Origin of the sequence: Paenibacillus sp. 2KB_22 (genome assembly GCF_052115745.1) — a bacterium.
Classification (GTDB): domain Bacteria; phylum Bacillota; class Bacilli; order Paenibacillales; family Paenibacillaceae; genus Paenibacillus.
Genome location: NZ_JBFRHG010000001.1, coordinates 156,449 through 179,992, shown reverse-complemented (window position 1 = coordinate 179,992; position 23,544 = coordinate 156,449). Strand labels below are relative to the sequence as shown.

Annotated in this window: 22 protein-coding genes; 15 read left to right on the top strand and 7 right to left on the bottom strand. The window is 42.5% G+C overall.

Annotated features, from left to right (window positions below; translation table 11 throughout):
* Window positions 1-17 precede the first annotated feature (17 nt).
* From AB4111_RS00785 to AB4111_RS00750, 8 genes are all read left to right on the top strand, one after another.
* On the top strand, window positions 18-515 hold the full coding sequence (locus tag AB4111_RS00785; protein ID WP_442029610.1) for an SMI1/KNR4 family protein: 498 nt from the start codon (window positions 18-20) through the stop codon (window positions 513-515).
* Window positions 516-694: 179 nt separating this feature from the next.
* The gene (locus tag AB4111_RS00780; RefSeq protein WP_442029608.1) at window positions 695-2,407 is read left to right on the top strand and encodes a histidine kinase; all 1,713 of its coding nucleotides are present in this window, start codon (window positions 695-697) and stop codon (window positions 2,405-2,407) included.
* The gene (locus AB4111_RS00775; protein ID WP_442029606.1) at window positions 2,404-3,810 is read left to right on the top strand and encodes a response regulator transcription factor; all 1,407 of its coding nucleotides are present in this window, start codon (window positions 2,404-2,406) and stop codon (window positions 3,808-3,810) included. Before AB4111_RS00780 ends, AB4111_RS00775 begins: the two co-directional genes overlap by 4 nt.
* 252 nt (window positions 3,811-4,062) lie before the next feature.
* A complete protein-coding gene (locus AB4111_RS00770; protein ID WP_442029604.1) occupies window positions 4,063-5,799 on the top strand; it encodes an extracellular solute-binding protein in 1,737 nt (578 codons plus the stop codon).
* Window positions 5,800-5,860: 61 nt separating this feature from the next.
* A complete protein-coding gene (locus AB4111_RS00765; protein WP_091020977.1) occupies window positions 5,861-6,775 on the top strand; it encodes an ABC transporter permease in 915 nt (304 codons plus the stop codon).
* A 13-nt stretch (window positions 6,776-6,788) separates the two neighbouring features.
* On the top strand, window positions 6,789-7,682 hold the full coding sequence (locus AB4111_RS00760; protein ID WP_442029601.1) for a carbohydrate ABC transporter permease: 894 nt from the start codon (window positions 6,789-6,791) through the stop codon (window positions 7,680-7,682).
* Between the two features lie 21 nt (window positions 7,683-7,703).
* Window positions 7,704-9,332 (top strand): glycoside hydrolase family 13 protein, encoded by a 1,629-nt coding sequence (locus AB4111_RS00755; protein ID WP_442029599.1) that lies wholly within the window; start codon window positions 7,704-7,706, stop codon window positions 9,330-9,332.
* 52 nt (window positions 9,333-9,384) lie between these two features.
* Window positions 9,385-11,052 (top strand): glycoside hydrolase family 13 protein, encoded by a 1,668-nt coding sequence (locus AB4111_RS00750; RefSeq protein ID WP_442029597.1) that lies wholly within the window; start codon window positions 9,385-9,387, stop codon window positions 11,050-11,052.
* A gap of 139 nt (window positions 11,053-11,191) precedes the next feature.
* Here the strand turns inward: AB4111_RS00750 and AB4111_RS00745 are convergent, their stop codons facing one another.
* From AB4111_RS00745 to AB4111_RS00720, 6 genes are all read right to left on the bottom strand, one after another.
* The gene (locus AB4111_RS00745) at window positions 11,192-11,473 is read right to left on the bottom strand and encodes a GNAT family N-acetyltransferase (protein WP_442029595.1); all 282 of its coding nucleotides are present in this window, start codon (window positions 11,471-11,473) and stop codon (window positions 11,192-11,194) included.
* The gene (locus AB4111_RS00740; protein ID WP_442029593.1) at window positions 11,466-11,717 is read right to left on the bottom strand and encodes a (4Fe-4S)-binding protein; all 252 of its coding nucleotides are present in this window, start codon (window positions 11,715-11,717) and stop codon (window positions 11,466-11,468) included. The genes AB4111_RS00745 and AB4111_RS00740 overlap by 8 nt, the downstream gene beginning before the upstream one ends.
* 158 nt (window positions 11,718-11,875) lie before the next feature.
* Window positions 11,876-13,360, bottom strand: a complete 1,485-nt coding sequence (locus tag AB4111_RS00735; protein WP_442029591.1) for an oligosaccharide flippase family protein — start codon at window positions 13,358-13,360, stop codon at window positions 11,876-11,878.
* A gap of 84 nt (window positions 13,361-13,444) precedes the next feature.
* Window positions 13,445-14,278, bottom strand: a complete 834-nt coding sequence (locus tag AB4111_RS00730) for an amidase domain-containing protein (protein ID WP_442029589.1) — start codon at window positions 14,276-14,278, stop codon at window positions 13,445-13,447.
* A gap of 309 nt (window positions 14,279-14,587) precedes the next feature.
* Window positions 14,588-15,202, bottom strand: a complete 615-nt coding sequence (locus tag AB4111_RS00725) for a class F sortase (protein WP_442029587.1) — start codon at window positions 15,200-15,202, stop codon at window positions 14,588-14,590.
* Between the two features lie 66 nt (window positions 15,203-15,268).
* On the bottom strand, window positions 15,269-15,559 hold the full coding sequence (locus tag AB4111_RS00720; RefSeq protein ID WP_442029585.1) for a hypothetical protein: 291 nt from the start codon (window positions 15,557-15,559) through the stop codon (window positions 15,269-15,271).
* Between the two features lie 302 nt (window positions 15,560-15,861).
* Here AB4111_RS00720 and AB4111_RS00715 point away from each other — a divergent pair, with 302 nt between their 5' ends.
* Entirely contained in the window at window positions 15,862-16,722 is an 861-nt protein-coding gene (locus AB4111_RS00715) for a DUF421 domain-containing protein (RefSeq protein ID WP_442029583.1), read from the top strand.
* Window positions 16,723-17,204: 482 nt separating this feature from the next.
* The gene (locus AB4111_RS00710) at window positions 17,205-18,944 is read left to right on the top strand and encodes an ABC-F family ATP-binding cassette domain-containing protein (protein ID WP_442029581.1); all 1,740 of its coding nucleotides are present in this window, start codon (window positions 17,205-17,207) and stop codon (window positions 18,942-18,944) included.
* Window positions 18,945-19,142: 198 nt separating this feature from the next.
* Here AB4111_RS00710 and AB4111_RS00705 read toward each other — a convergent pair whose 3' ends face one another.
* The gene (locus tag AB4111_RS00705; RefSeq protein WP_442029579.1) at window positions 19,143-19,544 is read right to left on the bottom strand and encodes a collagen-like protein; all 402 of its coding nucleotides are present in this window, start codon (window positions 19,542-19,544) and stop codon (window positions 19,143-19,145) included.
* A 364-nt stretch (window positions 19,545-19,908) separates the two neighbouring features.
* On the opposite strand from AB4111_RS00705, the gene AB4111_RS00700 reads away from it, so the two are divergent.
* The 5 genes from AB4111_RS00700 to AB4111_RS00680 all read left to right on the top strand — a co-directional run bounded on the left by AB4111_RS00700 (window position 19,909) and on the right by AB4111_RS00680 (window position 23,467).
* Entirely contained in the window at window positions 19,909-20,766 is an 858-nt protein-coding gene (locus AB4111_RS00700) for a DegV family protein (protein ID WP_442029577.1), read from the top strand.
* A 294-nt stretch (window positions 20,767-21,060) separates the two neighbouring features.
* Window positions 21,061-21,630 carry a sulfurtransferase TusA family protein gene (locus AB4111_RS00695; protein WP_442029575.1) on the top strand — a complete coding sequence of 190 codons (570 nt, stop codon included), beginning with the start codon at window positions 21,061-21,063 and terminating at the stop codon, window positions 21,628-21,630.
* A 30-nt stretch (window positions 21,631-21,660) separates the two neighbouring features.
* On the top strand, window positions 21,661-22,056 hold the full coding sequence (locus tag AB4111_RS00690) for a DsrE/DsrF/DrsH-like family protein (protein WP_339233646.1): 396 nt from the start codon (window positions 21,661-21,663) through the stop codon (window positions 22,054-22,056).
* A gap of 31 nt (window positions 22,057-22,087) precedes the next feature.
* Complete coding sequence (locus AB4111_RS00685; protein WP_442029573.1) at window positions 22,088-23,224, top strand: MBL fold metallo-hydrolase; 1,137 nt, start codon at window positions 22,088-22,090, stop codon at window positions 23,222-23,224.
* 15 nt (window positions 23,225-23,239) lie between these two features.
* Window positions 23,240-23,467: a sulfurtransferase TusA family protein gene (locus AB4111_RS00680; RefSeq protein WP_339233650.1), complete on the top strand. Its 228-nt coding sequence runs from the start codon at window positions 23,240-23,242 to the stop codon at window positions 23,465-23,467.
* The last annotated feature ends 77 nt before the right edge of the window (window positions 23,468-23,544 follow it).

The window sequence follows — 23,544 nt, the reverse complement described above, 5'->3', positions numbered from 1 at the left end:
AGGGAAGAAGGTGCACTTTGAGCAGCAAAATCCATGAGTTTATGATTTGGGCTGAGTCAAACGGTTGGATAATAACTCAGAAATCGAATTGTCATTTAGATTTAGATGTTAGTTTCATAACTAGATACAAAGTAATTCCTGAAGAATATTTAGATTTTTTACGTGTTATGCAACAATGCATTACCCCTGATGAAAAGACATGGTTCCTTTGTGAGAGTGAATACAAAAATAGCTCAGATGCTGATTTTCAATGGAATGAATTTGAACTGCTCAGCTTGGAAGCAGCAAACGAAGACGATCAATGGAGATCAGAAATAACGACATGGTGGAATCATTATCTACCAATTATGATTTCTGTTAACGGTGTTTATTCCTTCTATGCTATTGACTTATCCAATGAAATAGGAGCGATCGTATATGGAGAAGAACCAGAATTTGAAGAAATTAAAAAAGTGGCTAATCATCTGAATGAGTTTATGGAACTCATTATGTCGAAATCGATAGCACTTTATTGAGCAAATTTTGATCCTTTTAGAGAACTTCATCTATTAATCTCTTAGATGTGACCCTCCACTATGAAAGCGTTTGACTTATTTGAATATCAATCTATAATGATGAAAGGAAATTGGACTTGGAGCAAGCTTCCATACACAGGAAGCTTGCTGTTTCATTTTCAGAAGGAGAATAGGACCCCATGACTCTTAAAAAAAGAATATTTTTACTGTTCTTTCTCAGTGCGTTTATCCCTTTTATCAGCATATTTGCAATCTCTTATTATACCATTGACTCCATTTTCGCCAATAAAATTGATGATGGCATCCGTAGCAATTTACAGCAGGTCACGTCCTCATTGGAGAATTCAATCACCAATATGAATCACGTTACCCAGCAATTGTCCTACAGGGGAACTTTGGGCAAAAGCATGGATGAATTCTTGAATCCGTCCTCTGATATCTTTCAATTGATTGAGGCCAGGGATGAATTAAAGAGCGAGTTAAGTGTGGTCACATTTACCAATCCCAACATCGGACTGACGTTATATTACTTTGAGAAAGAAGGTACAACGCAGTTCGGCAACTTTCCTATCAAGGATCGTTTAACGTTTGACTCTTTACCTGTGCTCTTCCAAACCTATGGCATTAAATACTATGGCCCTCATATCAGTATGAACCGATTCGATGACCAACTCGTTCTGTCCGCTATGCGAAAAGTACAACTCTCCAAAAGGGACGATGTGTATATTTACGTTGAATCTGGCTTCCGGCTTACACAGGACATCTTGGGTTACAATCAATACAACGGCGCGTTATCTCACCTCATCCTGGATGGTAAAGGAAACATTGTGTACAGTGAAATACCGGAGGCCATGAAGGTCGGGGAGAATTTCTCCAGCTTAACAGCCGATCCTGCGAAGGACGGAATATCCCGCGGGTATCACTGGTTCAAGGAGGATTCTTCACAGAAATGGAGTGTTGTATCGGTCATTTCGCAGGCTCAATATCAACAGGAGAAAAACCAGTGGTTGCTTCAAATTTTGCTGGTCGCTTTATTTTTCCTCGGCTTTACCGTGTTTCTCGCTTGGCTCCTGTGGAAGATGGTATACAAGCCACTCGGGCTGTTCCATTCGGAAATCAACGGGATGTCCAAGAATCCTCAAACGACAGGGAGCCGAGCTCGTACTCAGATTCCCGAATTTGATTTTCTGCTCGGTGAATTTTCGAATATGCAGCATCAGATTGGTGACCTCTTCAAGGAAGTTCAGCAGAAAGAGAAGATTCGCGCAGACCTGGAAGTGGAAAAACTGCTCTATCAGATCAACCCGCACTTTCTGATGAATACACTGGATACAGTGCACTGGTTGGCCGTCATGAATGGTCAAGGGGAGATCGACAAGCTGGTGCAGTCATTGAACAAGTTGCTCTATTACAATCTGGGCAAATTAGGGCAAGTATCCACGATGGAAGAGGAGATTGATGCGTTAAGACAATATCTGATTTTGCAGCAAATTCGCTATGACTTTGAATTTGACGTCCGCATTACTGCAGATGAACAAGTGCTTCAAATTCCTGTGCCCCGCTTTATTCTGCAACCGCTGGTTGAAAATTCGTTATATCATGGATTGAGTGACGAAGGTTTTATTCAGATTGAAGTGACATGCACTACAACGTTGAACATTATGATACAAGATAATGGTGCAGGTATGACCGAAGAAACCATTCATAATCTGCTAAACAATCGTGTAGCTGAACAACAAAAAGTAGGGATGGGCATCGGGCTCAATTACGTTCACCGCATGTTGAAGGCACAGTACGGGGACCAAGCACAACTGGTGATTGAGAGTGAATTGGGGACAGGGACAAGCATCTTGCTCGTACTGCCTATTAAAGGAGAAGATATCTCGGCATGATTAAGGTATTGATTGTAGATGATGATAAGTTGGTACGCAAAGGCATTAGCTCTGCGATGCCATGGAACGAGTTCAGCATGGAGGTTGTAGGAGAGGCAAGTAACGGGGCGAAAGCACTGGATTTCCTGAAAACCCAACCGGTCGATCTGATGCTGACGGATCTTGCGATGCCCGTCATGTCAGGGATCGAGCTGATGCGAGCTGCGAGGCAGCTCTATCCGGAACTTCATATCGTTGTGTTAACACTTCATCAGGATTTCGATTATATCCAAGAAGCACTTAGACTCGGAGCCATTGACTATATAGCCAAAGTCCAGCTGGAGAAAGAACAATTCGAGCATGTTTTGCAACGGATACATACCCGAATCAACGGGTTGACGAACACGATAAGAAAGATGCCTTCGCAGAATGAAATCAATGTCCATTATCAACATGTGTATGCACTTGTTTCACTGGATCGAAAATCAGAGCATAAGTGGCCAATGGAGATAACTGCGCATGAAGATGAGGTAAGGTGGGAGGTTGAGCGTAATAGCTGCATGTGGGCTGTTCACCCATCGGAAGAGGATCAACTATTTCATCAATTGAAGGAATCGCTGCATCAAGTTCCCCATGGTACGTTGTTGGTTTTGTCTGATGTACAAGAGCGCACATGGTCACAGATCAAAAACTGGATTATAAATTATACAGATACGTCATTATTCTATGCGTACAACCCCAATAACCAAGTCATTACCGTTTCGATGAATGAGGACAACACATGTTTAAAAGAACCGCAGGATGAAGATATGGATCAGATTAAGCAAAGTTGGTTCCAGACACCATGGACCCACCACGACAGTTACTACAATCAACTCATTGACCAGTTTATATCATTACGATTACATAAAGGTCAGTTGATGGGATTGCTGTACTCGATCGTTATGGAATGGAACCACCTTTTTGCCCAAACTACGCTTGGAAGAATCGCCATGATTCATTCTTTCGAGTCCTGGTACGAGGTTGAAGCATGGATCAAGCAGACAGCTGCAAGCATTCAAAAAGCAGATGAACAGACTTCGTATTCGCAGGAAATCATCGATGCCGTGAAAAAAGCGGTGATGATCGTGCAAAATGATTTGGAGCATCCCTATACAGCTTCAGGTCTGTCGCAACAACTCAACATCAGCCGAAGTTATTTCAGTCAATGTTTCAAAGATCTGATGGGCAAAACCTTTAATGAGTACTCCCGATTTATCCGTGTAGAGAAGTCCAAAGAATATTTGCTCAATACGAATAATACGATTTTCTGGATTGCTGAGCGAGTGGGGTATACGGATGAAAAGTATTTCAGCCGCATTTTCCGCGAACTGACAGGTCTTCTGCCAAGCGAATATCGGCAGCTGGGTAGAGGAAATAAATAGCCGACAGCCTCCTGTTTTAGGAGCTGCCGGCTTTTGTTTTTGATTAAAAGTAAGGGTGGTTAGACGAATGTAGATCCGTAGGTAGGGTAAATGCTCACAAGTTAACCATACTTCATAATGCGGACTGAAAAACTGTAATCATTTCTCTATCCAAACGGACGTGTAATCCCTATCACGATGGGGCTTCACTCCATTTTATAATGAAAGCGCAAACACAAATATTAAACATCAGAAAAAGGGGAATCGAACTAGATGAGAACAAAATGGTCCATGAAAAGCAATCGGTTGACGAAACGTCTGGCCGTGCTGTCCATGTCTGCCTTAATGGTTGCTGCCCTGGCGGCATGTGGAGACTCTTCCACTCCTCCTACTGCAGAAGAAGCAGGCAAATATGAGGTAACGCCGGGAGATCCGTTCAGTGCCTATAAAGACGAAATTACCGTAACCATGGGAAGGGTAACCACAGCCAATCCGAAACTGCCGAGTGGTGATACCTATGAGAATAACGCGTATACTCGGCTGGTCAAAGACACGTTTAACGCACAGATTTCAGATCAATTTGAAGCAAATGGCGAAGATTATAGTCGTCAGGTTTCGCTCGCCATCGCGTCCGGGGAATTGCCAGACATGATGCGTGTTGATTCCAAAGATGAATTGAAAGAGCTGGTGGATAACGGTCTGATTGAGGATCTGACAACCATATATGATCAATATGCTACGGATAATATCAAGCAGATATACGATTCCTATGATGGCCGTGCATTAGAAAATGCAACGATTGACGGACGTTTGATGGGACTTCCGGCGACTTCTCTGGATTCCGCACCCACGATGGTTTGGGTTCGGCAAGATTGGCTGGATCTGCTTGGGATTCAACTCGATGCAGATGGAGACGGAGCCATTTCGCTGAATGAAGTAGAGCAGACAGCGCTGGAATTCCTGAAAAGAGATCCTGGCCAATCCGGGAACCCTGTAGGTATTCCTTTTGTGAACACGATGAATACAACCGATTACAATGGCTCTGCTTATACGATGCTGGGTGTGGCCTCAACCGAGGGAGCTTTCCCGCAATATTGGATGAATGGTGAAGACGGCAAAATCGTGTATGGTTCCACGACAGAAGCAACGAAGAAGATGCTGGGTATCATGGCGGATTGGTTCAAGAATGGTATCATCGACCCGCAATTTGGAACCCGCACGTTTGACGATATTACGGCACTCTACGCCAATGGCCAAAGCGGTATTGCTTTTGGACCGTGGCATATCCCTGACTGGGGACTGATCAGTGCAAAACAGATGGATAAAAATGCGAAATTCTCGGCTTATACGCTGGAGGATGCAAACGGCAAAGTAAACGTAGCGCATGCCAATCCATCCAATCAGTTTATCGTGGTGAGAAAGGGATACGAACACCCTGAACTGGCCGTTAAGATTCTTAACCTGTTCTACGATAAATTGGCCAATGATAAAGATGCCGCAACAACCATGCCGGAAGCGGCCAAGTATCAGGAGACCGGGGTAGACGGGTCTACGAGACCTTTTAATATTGAAGTTAACTCGGCTACATCACTGCTGGATGATTACTCTGACGTTGTTCGCGGGATTAAAGGAGAGATTGGCCTGGATGAGGTTCGCACAACTGAATCAAAAAACAACATCGGCAGTATCAAAACCTATTTGAACGACATGGATACGGATGACGTGACTGCTTGGTCCAAATATCATTCACGGATCAACGGTGTTGGACTAATCGACAAACTGACAGAGGAAAAGAAATTCGAATGGATGACACCTGTTTTCTCTGGAACTACACCAAGCATGAAACAGACGTGGGCCAATCTGACAAAGCTCGAACAGGAATCGTTTATCAAAATCGTCACGGGTTCAGAACCGCTTGATTATTTCGATACATTCGTGAGTAACTGGAAAAAACAAGGCGGTGATCAAGTCATTCAGGAAATTGAAGACGAGATCGCATCCAAACAATAACATCTAAGAACAGTAGCGGGGCTGCGATACGCAGCCTTTCTTCAACGAAAGGGGTTCATCCATGAAACAGGGAAAATTGAAAGCGAGAGGCCGGCTTGGCCCAGGTGCCATGTACCATATGATGATGCTTCCAGGCATTTTGTTTTTGCTGGTATTCAGCTATGTTCCAATGGTCGGCATCATTACGGCTTTTCAGGACTATATACCGGCCAAAGGCATGTTTGGCTCTGAATTTGTAGGGCTGAAACATTTTACTTATATGTTCAAGCTGCCGGATATCGCGCAGGTCGTCAGCAATACGTTGGTGATAGCGATTGGCAAGATTTTGCTTGGAACGATGATGGCCATCATTTTTTCCGTTTTGTTAAATGAAATTCGTGTCAAATACGTTAAAAAGTCCGTGCAGACGATTGTTTATCTGCCGCACTTTCTATCCTGGGTTGTTCTGGCATCCGTCGTTGTCAACATGTTCAGTCTGGATGGCATTGTAAATCAAATGCTGGCGTTTTTTGGCCTCGAAAATATTAATTTCCTTGGCAGTAACACCTGGTTTCAGCCACTGATTATCGGTACAGACGTATGGAAAGAGTTTGGTTATAGTTCCATCGTCTATCTGGCTGCGATCACGTCGATTGATCCCGGTCTGTATGAAGCAGCAGGAATGGATGGAGCCAGTTGGTGGAGAAAAGTATGGCATATTACCTTACCAGGCATGCTGCCTATTATTCTGCTCATGGGCGTAATGAGTCTGACCAACATTTTGAGCGCCGGTTTCGATCAAGTCTATAATCTGTATAACCCGGTTGTCTATGAGTCGGGCGACATTCTGGATACTTATGTCTATCGGATCGGTCTCGTTGGGCGCCAGTATAGCTTCGGTACAGCCGTTGGTTTGTTCAAGTCCGTAATCGGCATTGTTTTGCTCTTGTCTGCCAACCAGTTGGCCAAAAAATATACGGATCGAAAAATATTCTAAGGAGGCCAAACCTGTGTCCTATTCTGCAAACTTCAAAGATCGAATTGGCCGGTTTGTCATCTATGCCATCGTCATCATGCTGGCATTGGTCTGCCTTCTTCCGTTATGGAATATCGTTGCCATTTCATTCAGCAGCAGCGAGGCGGTATCCGCAAATGCAGTAGGTCTCGTTCCAGTCAATTTTACAACAGCAGCGTACACCAAAATTATTGATGATGCACAGTTCTGGCGTTCCTTTGGCATATCTGTTCTACGTGTCGCGCTTACCCTTGTGCTTAACATGGTTTTGATTATTTTAATGGCTTATCCGCTATCCAAATCGAAGAGGGATTTCAAAGGCAGAAACATTTATATGAATATCATGATTTTTGCCATGTTGTTTAGCGGAGGCATGATTCCGAGTTACCTGCTGATCAAAAATCTCGATATGCTGAATACGATATGGGCACTCGTTCTGCCAGGTGCTGTTCCGATTTTCAGTGTCATCCTCGTAATGAACTTCTTCTCTGCTGTACCTAAAGCGCTTGAAGAGGCAGCGTTCATTGATGGGGCCAATCCGCTTCAGGTCTTGTTCAAAGTGTATGTCCCTGTGTCCATTCCTGCGCTGGCGACAGTTGCCTTGTTCAGTATTGTGGGGACATGGAATGACTTCTTCAGCGGTTTGATCTATATGACCAAAGTCAGCAATTATCCGCTAATGACCTATATTCAATCCCTTAACGTGAATATTGCCGATTTGCTTCAAGCCGGTACGAATTCCAGCGAACTCAGCAACCTGACTGAAATTTCGAACAAAAACCTGAACGCAGCCAAAATCGTGGTCGCTGTTATCCCGCTATTGTTGATTTATCCGTTACTGCAAAAATACTTTGTGACTGGCATTGTCGTCGGATCGGTCAAAGAATAACGTTAAGGAGGTTTAATGAACATGGAAAATAAAAAATGGTGGAAAGAAACCGTTGTGTATCAAATATATCCACGGAGCTTTCAAGATAGTAACGGAGATGGCATCGGCGACTTGAAGGGCATTGTGTCCCGATTGGATTATTTGCAGCAACTCGGCATTGGTGCGATCTGGTTATCACCCGTTTGCAAGTCTCCTCAAGATGATTACGGATATGATATTTCAGATTATCAGGACATTGATCCGATGTTTGGGTCTTTAGAAGATATGGAAACGTTAATTCTTGAAGCCAAGAAACGAAATATTCGGATCATCATGGATCTGGTGTTGAACCATACATCGGATGAACATCCCTGGTTTCAAGAAGCCAAAAAAGGCAAAGACAATCCGCACCATGACTACTACGTCTGGAGAGATGGTGTTGAAGGAACACCTCCGAACGACTTGGGGTCCACCTTTGGTGGTTCAGCTTGGGAATGGGTGCCTGAAATCGGAGAATATTATTTGCATCTATTTTCCGTAAAACAGCCAGATCTCAACTGGGAAAACCCGAAAGTCCGACAGGAAATATACAACATGATCAATTGGTGGATCGACAAGGGTGTGGGTGGTTTTCGACTTGACGTGATCGACTTAATCGGTAAAGAGCCAGATGCAAAGATTACGGGAAATGGACCTAATCTGCATCAATATATCAGGGAACTGAGCAAGGAGACGTTTCAAAAAGCGGAAGACCTGCTAACGGTTGGAGAAACATGGGGCGCCACTCCGGAAATCGCCAAGCTGTACAGCAATCCAGACGGTAGTGAGTTTTCAATGGTCTTCCAATTTGAACACATCAGTTTGGATGAACAAGAAGGCAAAGGAAAGTGGGATCTTAAACCTTTGGATGTGATGGCATTAAAAAAAGTGCTGTCCAAGTGGCAGACGGAGCTCAAGGGTGATGCTTGGAACAGTCTGTTCTGGAACAACCACGATTTGCCACGTATCGTATCACGTTGGGGAAATGATGGAGAATTCAGAGTTGAATCGGCTAAAATGTTGGCTACCCTTCTTCATGGCATGCAAGGTACGCCTTACATATATCAAGGTGAAGAGTTGGGTATGACGAATGTTCAATATCCGATCGAGGATTATCGGGATATTGAATTGCTCAACTTTTATAAGGAAAGAATGGGGAAAGGTTATCCTGAAAGCAACGTGATGGAGTCGATCTACGCCAAGGGACGTGATAATGCACGCACACCTATGCAATGGGATACTTCCGATAACGCGGGTTTTACACAAGGGGAACCTTGGATTAAGGTGAATCCAAATTATAAGCAGATCCATGCCGAGGAAAGTTTGAATAACCCTGAATCCATATTTCATTATTACCGGAAGTTAATCCAATTACGAAAAGATCATGAAGTCATCGTATATGGTGATTATCAGCTGATCTTTCCAGAGAACCCAGACGTGTTTGCATATACCCGAACGCTGAATGGTACGACAATTCTTGTGGTATGCAATTTCCAGGGATATACGACCGAACTTCCGCTTCAGGAGCAATTAACAGGGTCCTATCAGCTTTTGATAGCTAACTATACAGGTGAACTATCGGAGAGCGAATTACGTCCATACGAAGCTAGAATGTACCTTATCCATGATTAAAACATAATACGTTATATAATGTTCAGTTCTCAAGAAAGAAGGATTGTATTCAATGAAAAGAGTATGGTGGAAAGAAGCAGTAGCTTATCAAATCTATCCGAGAAGTTTTATGGATTCCAACGGAGATGGGGTTGGTGACATCAAGGGGATCATATCCAAACTGGATTACATTCAAGATCTCGGTATTGATCTGATATGGATCTGTCCGATGTATAAGTCACCTAACGATGATAATGGTTATGACATCAGTGATTACTGTTCCATTATGGATGAATTCGGCACGATGGCGGACTTTGATCAATTACTGCATGAAGTGCATCACCGTGGCATGAAACTCATTATGGACTTGGTAATCAATCATACAAGTGACGAACACCCGTGGTTTATTGAATCCAGAGCTTCACTGGATAATCCCAAACGAGATTGGTACATCTGGAGAGATGGGAAGAATGGGGACGAACCGAACAACTGGGAGAGCATCTTTGGCGGTTCTGCTTGGGAATATGATAAAGTCTCCGGACAGTACTATCTCCATCTGTTCTCCAAAAAACAACCGGATTTGAATTGGGCAAACAAAGATGTTCGTAAATCAATATATGAAATGATGAATTGGTGGCTGGATAAAGGGATTGATGGTTTCCGTGTTGATGCAATCAGCCATATTCACAAAGAAGAGGGCCTCTTGGATATGCCAATCCGAGAAGGCGTCAAGTACATCTCCTCTTTTGAAAAGCACATGAATGTCAAGGGAATCCAGAGTTATCTGCAAGAAATGAAAGAGAACACTTTATCCAGATATGACGTCGTGACTGTTGGGGAAGCGAACGGAGTAAAGGTAGAAGACCAGGAGGATCTGCTGGATTGGATCTGTGAAGTCAGAGGGAAATTTAATATGGTTTTCCAATTCGAACATCTTGACCTTTGGAAAAACAGCACGGACAGAGAACTGGATATCCTCAAATTGAAAAACGTCTTGACCAAGTGGCAGAAATCCCTGGAAAACGTCGGTTGGAATGCTTTGTTTATTGAAAATCATGATCAGCCCCGCAAAGTTTCATCTTGGGGAAATGACAGTGCTTATTGGTATGAAAGTGCCACTGCGCTTGGTGCCATGTACTTTTTCATGCAAGGTACGCCTTTCATATATCAAGGGCAAGAAATAGGCATGACCAACGTGGCTTACCCATCTATAGAAGATTATAACGACATCGCTGATCGGAATATGTATCAGATCAAACGCGAAGAGGGGATGTCGCATGAGGAGATCATGAACATCATCTGGGCTTCAAGTCGCGATAATTCCAGAACGCCGATGCAGTGGTCTTCGTCCAAACAGGCCGGGTTTACCACCGGAACGCCATGGCTGAAGGTAAATAAAAACTACGTCAATATTAATGTAGAGAAACAACTTCAGGAACCACGTTCCATCCTTCACTTTTACAAACAAATGATTCAGCTGCGAAAAAAACACGATACGTTGACTTATGGGACCTATGAACTTCTTATGCCGGATCATCTGAGTGTATATGCATATACGCGTACACTGGCAGACCAACAGGTGCTGGTCGTCATCAATCTTACTGAACACATCGTGGAGCTTGAGGAAGCTGAGCTTGGCCTCAACTTTTCAGAGATCTGGCTTACCAACTATGAGAAAGGTTTACTGCCACTGGTGTTGCGACCGTTTGAAACCATTGTTGGATTAAGCAATAAAGTATAAGCAGGAAACGTAAAAAAGCGTCTATATCATGGTTTGAATGATATAGACGCTTTTTATTGTTGTTTGGCAGGAGTATCAAAATTCGCCAATAAACCGTTACATTTGTTAGCCACATGAAATTCAGCGGAGAATGTTCGTTTTATTGATGGAGAACATCCGCGTATTCGGAGATACGTTCGAAACGTCCCTTAGCAAAAGGGCATAAAGGTAAAATCTTAATACCCTTTTCCCGCGCGTATTCCACCATAGCTTTGATAAGTTCATCGCCAAGCCCTTGTCCTCTATATGCATTTTCGACCAATGTGTGATCAATAATGTATAGTTCTGGACTTGAGCTTACATACGTCATCACCGCAGCAATGTCGCCGTTATCTTGAATAAGGAATCTTTTATTGGCAACTTCATGTTCTACATTATGCATGTTCATCCTCTTTCTTTGTTGAGTATTCATCGTTCACAAGCTTGTACGTCAATGCTCCGCTTGGACATGTGTCGATATGCCGGGCAATGGCCTCCGAAGTCTCACCATCAGGATCAATCCAAGGACGCTTGCTTAAATCAAAAACAGCAGGGAGGCCCTTTACGCAAATCCCGGAATGAATGCAGACATCCGAATTAAACATGACCTCGATATCTTTACCGTAGTATAACTTTTGTTTACTCATAATTCCTCACATCTTTCACTGTTGAGTTTGTTTACAGATCTATAGTTCAGGCTTACATGGCAAGCAGTGTCTGCTTGGCTCTCAATGTCCGAATTATAAATGAAGAATCGTTAATTAGTCAACGTGACAAATCTCCTAGGTTTTTAGAAAGCAAAGCCTTATATCTGTTTATTCATCCGTATGTGAACAAGTAGCAGATAAGCCCCGTATATCACCATTCCTGATACTTCACCAAATGTGCCTGGGAGCCAGTTGTGACTACAGCTACGAATGAAGTAACCTAGTGGAATACCTGCAAGTAAGAGGAGTAGAGTAGAAGCCGCCATTCTGCCAATTTGCATAGAGTGCAACAAGGACCGAAGAGCAAAAACATTGGCAACAAGTACAATCAGCTCCATCAACAGAATACCTAAAACTGCTCCATTCAGTTGTATGTACGGGACAGGAATGAGGAAGTAATGACAGCCTATAGCAAAAATGATTCCGATGACGGTGGCGATAAACGTGACTTTTTTTTGTTCTTGAGCCCACAGGATACTGGTTGTAATTTCTCTTACGCCTACAATGAGGGGAATTACTGATAATCCTCTGATCAGGCTACCAGCTTCTGTGGAACCAAATATGATTAAAGCCAGTTCTTCAGCGTGTACCACTAAAAAAAGGGTGGAGACGATCCCCCAAGACCACGCATATCGTATGGCCTTCAGGCTGTAGCTCCGAAATAAATGGCCTTGTTGCTCTATCCAGGCTGAAGCTAACTTCATAGTCATTGTATGGGAAATAGCTGCGGTGACCATTGTTGGCATATAGGCAATCAGAAGAGCCATGCCTGTAAGCATGCCAAACATGGCGGTCGCCTCATGTGAAGAATACCCTGCACTTTGCAGTCTTGCAGGTATAATCAGTGCATCGGCCATATCTGAGAACGGAATGAGCAGCCGTGTAAGACAGATGGCAAGGGAACTTTGAACAAACCACTTCCCCTCCCCCTGAGGTGAGGATACAGGAGCGGCTTTATAAATAGGGATCTTTATATTTCTAATATAGAAGATAAGAAGTATTACAAAAGCGGCAATCCCACCAAAGCTAGTCCCGAGCATGCTTATGCCTCCTGCAAACATCCCGCCTTGGGGCAATAAAAGAACACATAACGTCAGCATAACAGTGACTCGAATTAACTGCTCGACGACCTCTGAAAATGCGATAGCTTCATACTGTTCTAGCCCTTGAAGGTATCCGCGAAATAGAGCAAGTAGCGGCACAATGACAAGTGCCGGTGCGAGAGCACGAATAAAATAATAACTATTAGGGTTCCCAATGATATGTGAGATTTGCTCAGCAAATCCGAGTGTCAGTATAAAAGCGATTAATCCCACTGATAAGACCCAAACGGTCAATCTCTTGAACCATACCCAACCCAAATTTCTTTTTCCTGCTGTATATATAGCCAGAGCGGTTGGGAAACCGCTCGTAACCAGCATCAAAACGAAACCCAAATAAGCATAGGCTATTTGAAATAAACCGATACCTTCGGCGCCGATGATTCGAGTCAGCACCACCCGCCCCATAAGCCCAATGCTTTTGGTTAATGCAATGGCACCTAATCTGGTACCCGTTTGTCGAAAGAATGACGACTTGTGCATTGCTTCAATCTCCTTCCAGCCAACATGTCCACTCAAAGTATATGAGCAGGGAAGGAAACGAAGTACTGTAGAGACAAAAAGCAACTAATCTTTAATGTGAATGAGCAGATACTGAGTTTGATTATCCCAGCCCAGATCAAAAGGAGCTCTGTAACGGTCCGCTGTATGAGAGTTTACAAGGGGGTACCCATGATCATCAAAGCCGGTAACGATAGAAAAATGGTCTACATCGTTGTGCATCACATGTGCAATCAAGTCCCCTGAAGCCAGTTCCCACATGGCACTGTGTGGATGCTTGTCCGTGGATTTGACCAGATCTTCGTAGTGACCTAATGCAATTCGTTGACCATAACCGCTGTGTAGCAAAAAATGCTTAAAGGCATCCGTTTGTACCCATGTTCGTGTACCGCCGCTATTATAATGGTATCTCCAGGGACCTCTCATGTTAAGACCTCCCCCTTCCTTAGGGTCACCCAAAACCTGTGAGGCAAAATTGGTACAATCTCCGCCCAAATGATTATAATTCTTATATTTGCCGTTGTATTTCCCTTCATTACCGGCTCCCCAAGCAAGACCAGCATATTTATCGGCATAGGCGACTGCGCGTTCACGATCATAACGTTGATTAGATATAGTACTGCGTGGAGAAGGCGGAAGTGGGGGACGGCCAGTAGGAATCTTTTTCGGATTTTCCTCCAGTGGATCAAGGAACCACTCTTTGGAAACCATCCAGCGATGATCTTTTTTGACCAATGTCATGACATGCCAGGTTCCAAAACCAAACCATTGCTTAACCAATGGATTGTCATGATATGCGTACGTAATTTTCTGTGAGTGTCCTAACGTAAGCTTTACTTGCTCACCTCGAAACTTTATTCCTCGAATACGCACCCTGGATTGGCTTTCCGTAATAGCCATTTCGCGTTTATCCGCCCACTCGTGTAAATACGTTGCCCGATTGTTTTGAACTGCTAAAGCATGCCTACCACCCTTGGAATCTGTATCGTAATATGTGCTGAGTGAAAGGTCCGGATGAACCAAATGGTAAGAACGTTCATTAAACAAATGGTTTATAAATGTTTCTATTTCCTGTTTGGACACATCTGCATAATTCGGTGTGTCAGCGGACAAAGAGGGTGTTTCACATAAAAAGAAGACTAATGACATTAAAACCACATTTACGATATATCGACGCAAAGGCATTACGTTCTCCTTTTCTCTGTCCATTTATTGTACCAACCGCGTATACACCACTAAACGTTGTTCATGCTCTTTTTTGTCCCGATTATAGATCCCCGTGCACGTGATCAGATTGAGGCGGTATTCATTCGTATCGCCAAAGATACGGTCAAGAGGCGCCTCTTTGGTGAAATACGACTCAACTTGCTCCACGCGATAGATCAGAACTTGGTGATTCGCATCGAATAGAAGCACCATTGAATCCGGCTCCAACTTTTTCAGTGGGTAAAATATGCCTGGACCTTTGTAATTATCAACATGGCCCGCAATAAGTGCATTTCCTGGTTCACCTAGCTTTACACCGTTCTCAAAGTAACCGGCCACCTCACTGGACTTAGGCACACCCAGCCGTCCATCCGGTTGCAAGTCGACAGGAATAACCTTTGCACTGAGATGGACTGTAGGTATACATATTCGAACCGGTTTAAAGGAGGAAGCAATATTATTTATTTTGGAGTTCTCTTTAACACGTGTCTGAAACGCCTCCTGATGGGATGGAGTAGTAGACAATCCAGGTGCGCTTAAGATCTTATTCCAGCTATAGATGGTAGTTATAACCAAAGCTATAAGCATTAGCGTTAATATATGAGAGCGTTTTATCATCGTTTATCAACCTCAAATGTTCATAAAGGACAAAGAATGGTGCTCTTTGTCCTTTATGTTAGTGGATTACTCGCTTACGCCGCCGTATCCGGATTTTGGCAATGCGTGAGGCTTAACACTTTTAGCGCGGAGTTTATGCTCTTCGCCTACAGCGTTCTTGTGCAGTTTATGCTCCTCTTTTTTGGCTTTCATATGCAGTTTGTGTTCTTCATGCTTCGCTTTCATATGCATTTTGTGTTCAGCTTTATGCATGGATTTTTCCATTTTGTGCATAGGCTCTGTCGCGGCGGATGCAGAAGCAGCAGTTGCAGCTAACAGCATGCAAGCAGCAATTGCAGTTAGGCTTGTCTTCTTCATGTTGAATTCCTCCTTATATGGAATGTGATTGATATTGCTCCAATATGATTTGTTGACCTGAGAATATTTATGTTGAGAATTTTTGGGTCTGGTTAAAGAAAAAGTAAAACAACCGAAATTAACTTATCCGTTGTTTTTTTACTAAATATGTTCTCGATAATTTCTGTCTGTATCCAATCAGAATTAGGAGCATCGGGCAGAAATAACTGTTCTTTGCATATAATCTTAAACTCATGGTAATTATAACCTTTAATAATGATTACCCCAGCACCTTACGCTCAAAGAGAAAGGAACATCTCAACGTGCCAGAATGGTTAGAAGTCGCATTTCGAACATTATCTGCCGTAACAATCCTGTTCATCATCACCAAAATTCTAGGCAAGCGCCAAATTTCTGAATTATCCTTGTTTGAGTATATAACAGGTATAACTCTAGGAAATTTGATTGGTTATATTTCGTTAGATACAGATACAAAGTGGTATTTGGGATTTATCGCACTTTTTGTATGGGTTTCCGTGTCAGCAGGGGCCGAGTATTTTACGTTGAAAAGTAAAAAGTTTCGTGATGTTGTAGATGGAAAATCAACGATTCTCATTGAGAATGGAACAGTAATTGAAAAGGCACTAAGGAAAGAACGATTGACGATCGATGAATTTCTGGAACAACTTCGAAAAAAAGATGTGTTTAGAGTTGCCGATGTTGAGTTTGCAGTCATGGAACAAAGTGGAGACATCAGTGTGATGTTAAAGAAGGAATATCAGCCACTCACAGCCGACTTATTAGGCTACCATATTTCTACTGAAAAAGAGCCTAGTACGATCATCATGGATGGGCATGTCTTGCCAGACACTTTAAAAGCAGCAGGATTGAGCGAAGAGTGGGTAAGAAAAGAACTTCGCAAGCTTAATTTGACTCTGGATCAAGTTTCAATTGGTCAGGTGGATGGGAAGAGAGAACTCTCTGTTCAGACAGGTACAGCTTCTTTGCCCAAGCCTGCAAATTCAAGTCCAAAAGATCAAATTACGGAGTTAGTGAAACAATTACAAGATGATTTAATCATGCGAAAGCAACTTGCATCTAATGATAAGGATCGACTCAAATATCAAGAAGCATTAGATCAATTTCAAACGGCAATGCACGCTTATCAAAAACAACAATCATAGCGTTGATTGGTCGGGATATAAATGATCAATGACAAGTGCAACATATTAATCATTATCGAATTCAAAAGCTAAAACACTTGATGGTCATACACAATAAGGCTAAAGATGTAGATATACTGATCAAAGATATGGGACGTGGTATCCCCTAGTCTTTCGAGAAAAAGTAAACTTGTTTGTGTATACAATCAAATAACAATTCAAAGGTTGACCATTATCCTGGATAATGGTCTTTTTAGCAATGACCGTAACTGAGAAGTATATCTGTTTAACCTTATAATTTTCATAAAAAGCAGTGGAGAAATGACACTTTTCATTAACTTCAGTCAATTTCTTCAACAAAATGTTCAATATCGTAGTTTTGAAGTGAGGGTAAGGGCTACAAATGGATTGTGCTTGGTGGTAAACAGTGTTACTCTAAAAGTCTGTGTTCGACAAATTATTTAATAATAATCACCAATTTAGTTATAAAGAAAGGTAACACGATGATAAAAGTTGAAAACTTATCCTTCTCGTTCCCGCAAAAGGAACTATATCAAGACATTTCATTTACGCTTGAAGAGGCGCAACATTGCGCTTTTATAGGAACAAGTGGCAGTGGGAAAAGTACACTGATCGATATATTGATGGATCCGGAAAGATATCTGTTCGATGGCAAGTTAGAGATAGACCCCGATTGCAAAATCGGGTATGTGAGTCAGTTCTCGCAAGTCGATAACACGAAAGAAATGACTGTTTTTGAATATATCGGAGAAGAATTCATCAAGATACAAGATGAAATCACAGCCCTTTATGCGGAAATGGCAACGACATCGGATATGGATTCGCTGCTGGAAAAGGTTCAATTGGCTTTGGATGCCTTCCAGGCGATGGATGGAGATAATTTTGAAAACACCATTAATAAACAGCTAAATCTGGCCAACCTCATGAAGCTAAAAGACCTTGATGTATCCGAATTAAGCGGCGGGGAATTCAAACTTATTCAAGTAATGAAGGAAATGCTGAATCGTCCAGACTTAATGATCATGGACGAACCCGATGTATTTCTAGACTTTGAAAACCTGAATGCACTTAAAAAATTGATTAATTCCCACAAGGGAATGCTGCTCGTTGTTACGCACAATCGCTATCTTTTGAATCATTGTTTCAATAAAATAATACACCTTGAAAACACGGAGATCCAAGAGTTTGACGGGCGATACATCGACTATAACTTCTCACTGCTTCAGACTAAGATCGAGTTACAAGAAATTGCGGTTGCTGAAGCTGAAGAAATTGAGAGATACGACCACATCATCGACAATCTTAGAGAGATCGCTACGTATAATTCGGAAGCCTCCAGAGGCAGAGCGCTAAAAGCCAGAGTTAGGTTTCAAGAGCGCTTGGAAGCACGTCGAATTAAAGAGCCCTTTGTTGATATCAAGCAGCCGAATATCCGTTTTGGCATTGAAAAGGAAATGGAAGACACCGTTGTGGTTAACGTCAATAACTATAGCGTTTCCTTTGACGAATTACTTTTGAAAAATGTGAACTTTGAGATCAAATCGACAGATAAAGTAGCCCTGATCGGTCCAAACGGTACCGGGAAAACGACGTTACTCCGCGAAATCTTCCAAAATAATCAGGATTCTATTGAAATAAATGCTGATGCTACATTGGCTTATTTATCTCAGTTTCAAGGCGAAATGCTCAAGGATTCGAACACCATACTAAACGACTTTATTGATGCAGGGTTTCAAACGTATGATGAGATTAGATCGCATCTTTTGCACTATGGCTTCGAAGGAGAAATCCTTGATCAAAAGATAGAGTCTTTATCTGGTGGAGAAAAGAACATGCTTCAATTGGCTAAAGTTGCTGCCAGTCATGCCAACGTATTGCTTCTTGATGAACCGACAAGCCATTTAGACATCTATACACAAATCGCATTGGAGAAAGCTATTGAGGAGTACAAAGGTGCGATTCTCATGATTTCTCATGATTTCTATTCTGTTGTAAATGGTATGGATTATGTTTTGATTATTGAAGACAAGACGATTACTAAAATGAGTATACAAGAATTTAGAGAGATGATTTATACGAGTCATTTTAATGAAGACTATCTAGAAACGGAACAAAAGAAAAAGTCTGTTGAAATGAAAATCGAATTGGCTTTAAAAGATACTAATTTTGAACTTGCAAAAAGTTTGGTAGATGAGCTAGAAAAGCTGATTAAGTTGCTTTAATTCGTCTGCGTTCAACGATGAGACCTTAACTGCTGGTGGGATAGTGATTCTTATCCAATGCCTGTGTCAGTAAGCGAGAAGAGGGGCGAGAGCCCCTCTTTTTTTTACGTTTCGTCGCAGTTGCTCTATACTAGGGGAATCCTCCATAAATCTAAATCCCCCTGTATGCAGATTGATCCGCATACAGGGGGATTACTTCTAGAAACAGCTAAAAGAACTGATTCGCTGCAGATCAATGCCGGTGTATAGCCAGAAGAATCCATTCCAGCGGAAGCCAGCCACCGAATTTCTACCTACAAATACCGGGTACATCCAGAAGCCGGGACCACGATCCGGCCAAATATATGTGTAGCGAAACAGACAGCCGGATATGGCTCTTGGATCAACCGCAAATAACGAAGCGGATTGCTGTGGAATGAATGATGGTGGCGGTCCGGTAGGTGCCTGCACGCCTTGTGGTCCGCCGCCTCCACCCCCGGGAAACGATGGCGGACCAGGCATTCCACCCGGTCCTCCTGGTCCTCCTGGTCCTCCTGGTCCTCCGGGAAACCCAGGTCCACCAAACCCTCCACCAGGTCCAAAAGGAGGTAAAAATGTCATATCACATCACTCCTGTTCATTAGTCTAATGTATTGTATGTAGGCCATTGAGCAGGGGAATGGGGGAAAGCCTATAGAAGGCCGCTAATTATTTTAGCGGCGATCACAGCCGAAATGCTGTTCCAGTAGTTCTAACTTTTAATAATATCTATAATTTGTTTTAGCGTCTTTTTGGTTTCAGGGATGGGGAATACCGGTTCCCCAGATGAATTGAAGGACATACGGGGAGTAAATATCGACATCAACTTTTCTGTGCTTCTCACAGGAAAGTTGACTCACACCATAAAGTGATATACTTTTATATCAAATGATAATTTAAGTTTTTATATTTTCACAAAATACGAAGAGATTGGACGGATGCAGCTATGGAAATGCCTTCGAATATTAAATTAATGGTGGATAGCACTTCAGATTTATCAAAGGAACTGCTTGATCAGTACGATATCAGCGTTGTACCTTTATATGTCGTTATGGGCGCTCAATCGTACAAAGATAATATAGATATCATGACTGGAGAATTGTATCGTCGTTCAGATGAAGAGGGCATCATTCCCAAAACGGCTGCGCCATCCCCAGCTGATTTCATTCATTATTTTGAAAAAGCGCTCAAAGAAGGCAAACAAATCTTATATATCAGCATGTCATCCAAGGTGTCTTCCACTAACCAGAATGCACATATTGCAGCATCCGAGCTGCGCCATGGGCAGGTTCATATCGTGGATTCCATGCACCTGTCTGCAAGCTATGCCATGCTGGTGGTACGTGCGGCCAGAGCACTTGAAGAGGGCTATTCGCTTGAACATGTGATCAAGGATATTGAGAATGTACGAGAGAAGGTTAATATTGAGGTATTAGTGGACCGTCTGGATTATCTGTATAAGGGTGGACGAGTGAGCAGTTTACAGCATTTGATCGGGAATGTCCTTAAAGTCCGTCCTGTGCTGAATATTATTCAGGGAGAAGTGCGCTCTATTCGGAAGTATCGCGGGAAAATGGAAAAGGCTCTCGACGGAGTTGTACAAAAAATCGTTAGCCGTAAAGATGAGATTTGTCCAAACGTACTTATTATCGCTCAAACCTTTGCAGAGAAAATGACGGATAAACTGTATGCATCTCTGATACAAACGAATCACTTTAAAGATATTATTCTTATTGAGGGCGGTTGTGTTATCGGCTCGCACACAGGTCCTGGTTCAATTGCGGTCAGTTATATCGATTTGTAAAACCCCAAGTGACAGATTTTTTCAGAATATCGGAGTAGAGAACAGCCAACCGCCTAAGTGGTTGGTTTTTTATATATTCCGAACCTTTATCCCAGAATTTAAGTGATATCTCCTATCTAGTGAAGTGTTGACAAAAACAAACGATCTTTGTATTATACCCATAGGGGTATACGTATTATGGTTAATCTCCTGTTTATAACTGAGTGCAGAGCAATTTCTGAAGAAAAACATATCATTTTTTGCTCTGTTCCAAGGCTTGTCTTATTCATAACCATATTGGAGGAGGTTGTTACAGTGTCCGAAATTAAAGTAGATCAAACCATTGATTGCAAGGGGCTAGCTTGTCCTATGCCAATCGTAAGAACGAAAAAGGCTATCGATCAACTTGATACTGGTCAAGTTATTGAAATACAAGCTACAGATAAGGGTTCTCTCGCGGACATCCAGGGCTGGGCCAAAAATACAGGTCATCATTATCTGGGAACATTAGAGGATAATGACGTTCTTAAACATTATGTTCGCAAAGCGAGTGCGACCGAAACCAAAGAAGAGAAGAAGCATCCACATGTGATTTCAACTGATGAATTGCAGAAAAAACTTGCAGATCATGAAAAGGTGACTGTACTGGATGTACGTGAACCTGCTGAATATGCATTTAATCGAATTGCGGGAGCCATTTCTATTCCGCTTGGTGAACTCGAGAACCGAATCCAGGAGCTTAATCAGGAAGATGATATTTATGTCGTATGCCGAACCGGTAATCGTAGTGATCTGGCTTGTCAATTTCTTACCGAAAAAGGATTCAAAAAAGTAAATAATGTAGAGCCAGGCATGACTGGCTGGACAGGGCCAACAGAAAAATAAATAACAATAAAAAAATCGGAGGTAATAACAATGAGTACAAAAGTGGCTATTATTGCAAGCAATGGTGGAATGTTCGATGCATACAAAGTGTTTAATATTGCTACCGCTTCAGCAGCAACTGAAGCAGAGGTTGCCATTTTCTTCACATTTGAAGGATTGAACTTGATTCATAAACAAGCCCATCACCAGCTGCCTCTCCCGGCAGGAGCTGAACATATTGCTGAAGGCTTTACAAATGCAAATGTTCCATCTATTCCGCAGCTCGTAGAAATGGCTCAGGAGTTGGGAGTCAAGATTATAGCTTGTCAAATGACGATGGATGTAATGAACCTGACTAAAGAAGACTTTATCGATGGGATTGAGGTCGGCGGAGCAGTCACTTTTCTAGATTTTGCGAAGGATGCCAATGTTACATTGTCGTTCTAATGAGCTTGCAGGATGAAAGGGGAAACTAGCAATGGAATTAAGAATAATGACGGCAAAGGAACTAACTACTATTGTCTTGGCTAAAGAAGAGATATTTATCCTTGATGTTCGGAATGAAACAGATTTTAACGATTGGAAGATTGAAGGCTACGGTGTAGATATTCTGAACATTCCTTATTTTGATCTGTTAGACGGCGTTGATGATGCACTCGACAAGATTCCTGATGGGAAAAAATTGCTTGTTGTTTGTGCAAAGGAAGGCTCTTCCAAATTTGTGGCAGAACAAATTATTGAAGCTGGCAGAAGCAACGTCTCTTACCTTCAAGGCGGCATGAAATCATGGAGTGAACATCTGGAACCCGTCAAAGTTGGGGAATTAAAGGATGGAGGTTCATTGTTTCAGTTCGTAAGAGTTGGGAAAGGCTGTTTGTCTTATATGGTTATTTCGGGGGGAGAAGCCGCAGTGATTGACACCCTGCGGATGACGGAAGTGTTTGAACAGTTTGCAAGAGAGCAAGGAGTACAAATTAAACACACACTGGATACACACCTGCATGCCGATCATATTTCAGGCGGACGAAAATTAGCTGAGAATACGGGTGCCACTTATTGGCTGCCTCCAAAAGATGCAACAGAAGTTACTTTTAATTATGAGAAGCTTGAAGAAGGGCGTGATATCACGGTCGGCAGCACAACGATTCAAATTCAGCCCATTTACTCTCCCGGACACACCATTGGAAGCACATCCTTTATTATAGATAACCAGTATCTGTTGACCGGCGATATCCTGTTCATTGAATCGATTGGTCGTCCTGATCTGGCGGGTCTTGCAGAGGATTGGGTAGGTGATCTTCGTGAAACACTTTATACACGATATAAAGAGCTTTCTTCAGAGCTTATCGTCCTGCCTGCACACTTTGGAAAAGTAACGGAGCTCGGGGAAGGCGGCCGGGTTATGGCGAAACTTTCTGATTTGTATCAAAAAAATCCGGGCCTTAACATTGGTGATGAGCAAGATTTCCGTCGCACGGTGACCAAGAATCTTCCACCTCAACCGAATGCGTATCAGGAGATCCGGCAGACAAACATGGGGAAAATTACACCCGATGAAGATAAACAACGTGAGATGGAAATTGGTCCCAATCGCTGTGCCGTGCATGACAATTAAAAGGAGGAACATGAGATGAAAACAGATATGACTGTGGATACGAAAGGATTGGCATGTCCTATGCCGATTGTTAAAGCAAAGAAAGCACTGGATAGTCTGGAAGCCGGACAGATCATGGAAGTCCTGTCTACGGATAAAGGTTCCCTGAATGACTTTCAAGCTTGGGTGAAGCAAACGAAACATGAATTGATTTCTCATGAGGAAAAGGATGGAGTGTATACGTTTTACGTTCGAAAAATCTAAATCATTACAATAAAGCGAACACGCAGTAGGAAGCCGACAAATGTTCGCGTTGTTTAAAACTGGCTTAATTCAGATTA

Excerpts from the sequence above, each read along its gene's own strand:
- AB4111_RS00775 (WP_442029606.1), top strand. The coding sequence starts at position 2,404 with ATGATTAAGGTATTGATTGTAGATGATGATAAGTTGGTACGCAAAGGC.
- AB4111_RS00740 (WP_442029593.1), bottom strand. The coding sequence starts at position 11,717 with ATGAGTAAACAAAAGTTATACTACGGTAAAGATATCGAGGTCATGTTT.
- AB4111_RS00710 (WP_442029581.1), top strand. The coding sequence starts at position 17,205 with ATGATAAAAGTTGAAAACTTATCCTTCTCGTTCCCGCAAAAGGAACTA.
- AB4111_RS00690 (WP_339233646.1), top strand. The coding sequence starts at position 21,661 with ATGAGTACAAAAGTGGCTATTATTGCAAGCAATGGTGGAATGTTCGAT.
- AB4111_RS00705 (WP_442029579.1), bottom strand. The coding sequence starts at position 19,544 with ATGACATTTTTACCTCCTTTTGGACCTGGTGGAGGGTTTGGTGGACCT.
- AB4111_RS00680 (WP_339233650.1), top strand. The coding sequence starts at position 23,240 with ATGAAAACAGATATGACTGTGGATACGAAAGGATTGGCATGTCCTATG.
- AB4111_RS00770 (WP_442029604.1), top strand. The coding sequence starts at position 4,063 with ATGAGAACAAAATGGTCCATGAAAAGCAATCGGTTGACGAAACGTCTG.
- AB4111_RS00735 (WP_442029591.1), bottom strand. The coding sequence starts at position 13,360 with ATGCACAAGTCGTCATTCTTTCGACAAACGGGTACCAGATTAGGTGCC.
- AB4111_RS00780 (WP_442029608.1), top strand. The coding sequence starts at position 695 with ATGACTCTTAAAAAAAGAATATTTTTACTGTTCTTTCTCAGTGCGTTT.
- AB4111_RS00685 (WP_442029573.1), top strand. The coding sequence starts at position 22,088 with ATGGAATTAAGAATAATGACGGCAAAGGAACTAACTACTATTGTCTTG.
- AB4111_RS00700 (WP_442029577.1), top strand. The coding sequence starts at position 19,909 with ATGGAAATGCCTTCGAATATTAAATTAATGGTGGATAGCACTTCAGAT.
- AB4111_RS00765 (WP_091020977.1), top strand. The coding sequence starts at position 5,861 with ATGAAACAGGGAAAATTGAAAGCGAGAGGCCGGCTTGGCCCAGGTGCC.
- AB4111_RS00720 (WP_442029585.1), bottom strand. The coding sequence starts at position 15,559 with ATGAAGAAGACAAGCCTAACTGCAATTGCTGCTTGCATGCTGTTAGCT.
- AB4111_RS00730 (WP_442029589.1), bottom strand. The coding sequence starts at position 14,278 with ATGGCTATTACGGAAAGCCAATCCAGGGTGCGTATTCGAGGAATAAAG.
- AB4111_RS00725 (WP_442029587.1), bottom strand. The coding sequence starts at position 15,202 with ATGATAAAACGCTCTCATATATTAACGCTAATGCTTATAGCTTTGGTT.
- AB4111_RS00745 (WP_442029595.1), bottom strand. The coding sequence starts at position 11,473 with ATGCATAATGTAGAACATGAAGTTGCCAATAAAAGATTCCTTATTCAA.
- AB4111_RS00750 (WP_442029597.1), top strand. The coding sequence starts at position 9,385 with ATGAAAAGAGTATGGTGGAAAGAAGCAGTAGCTTATCAAATCTATCCG.
- AB4111_RS00755 (WP_442029599.1), top strand. The coding sequence starts at position 7,704 with ATGGAAAATAAAAAATGGTGGAAAGAAACCGTTGTGTATCAAATATAT.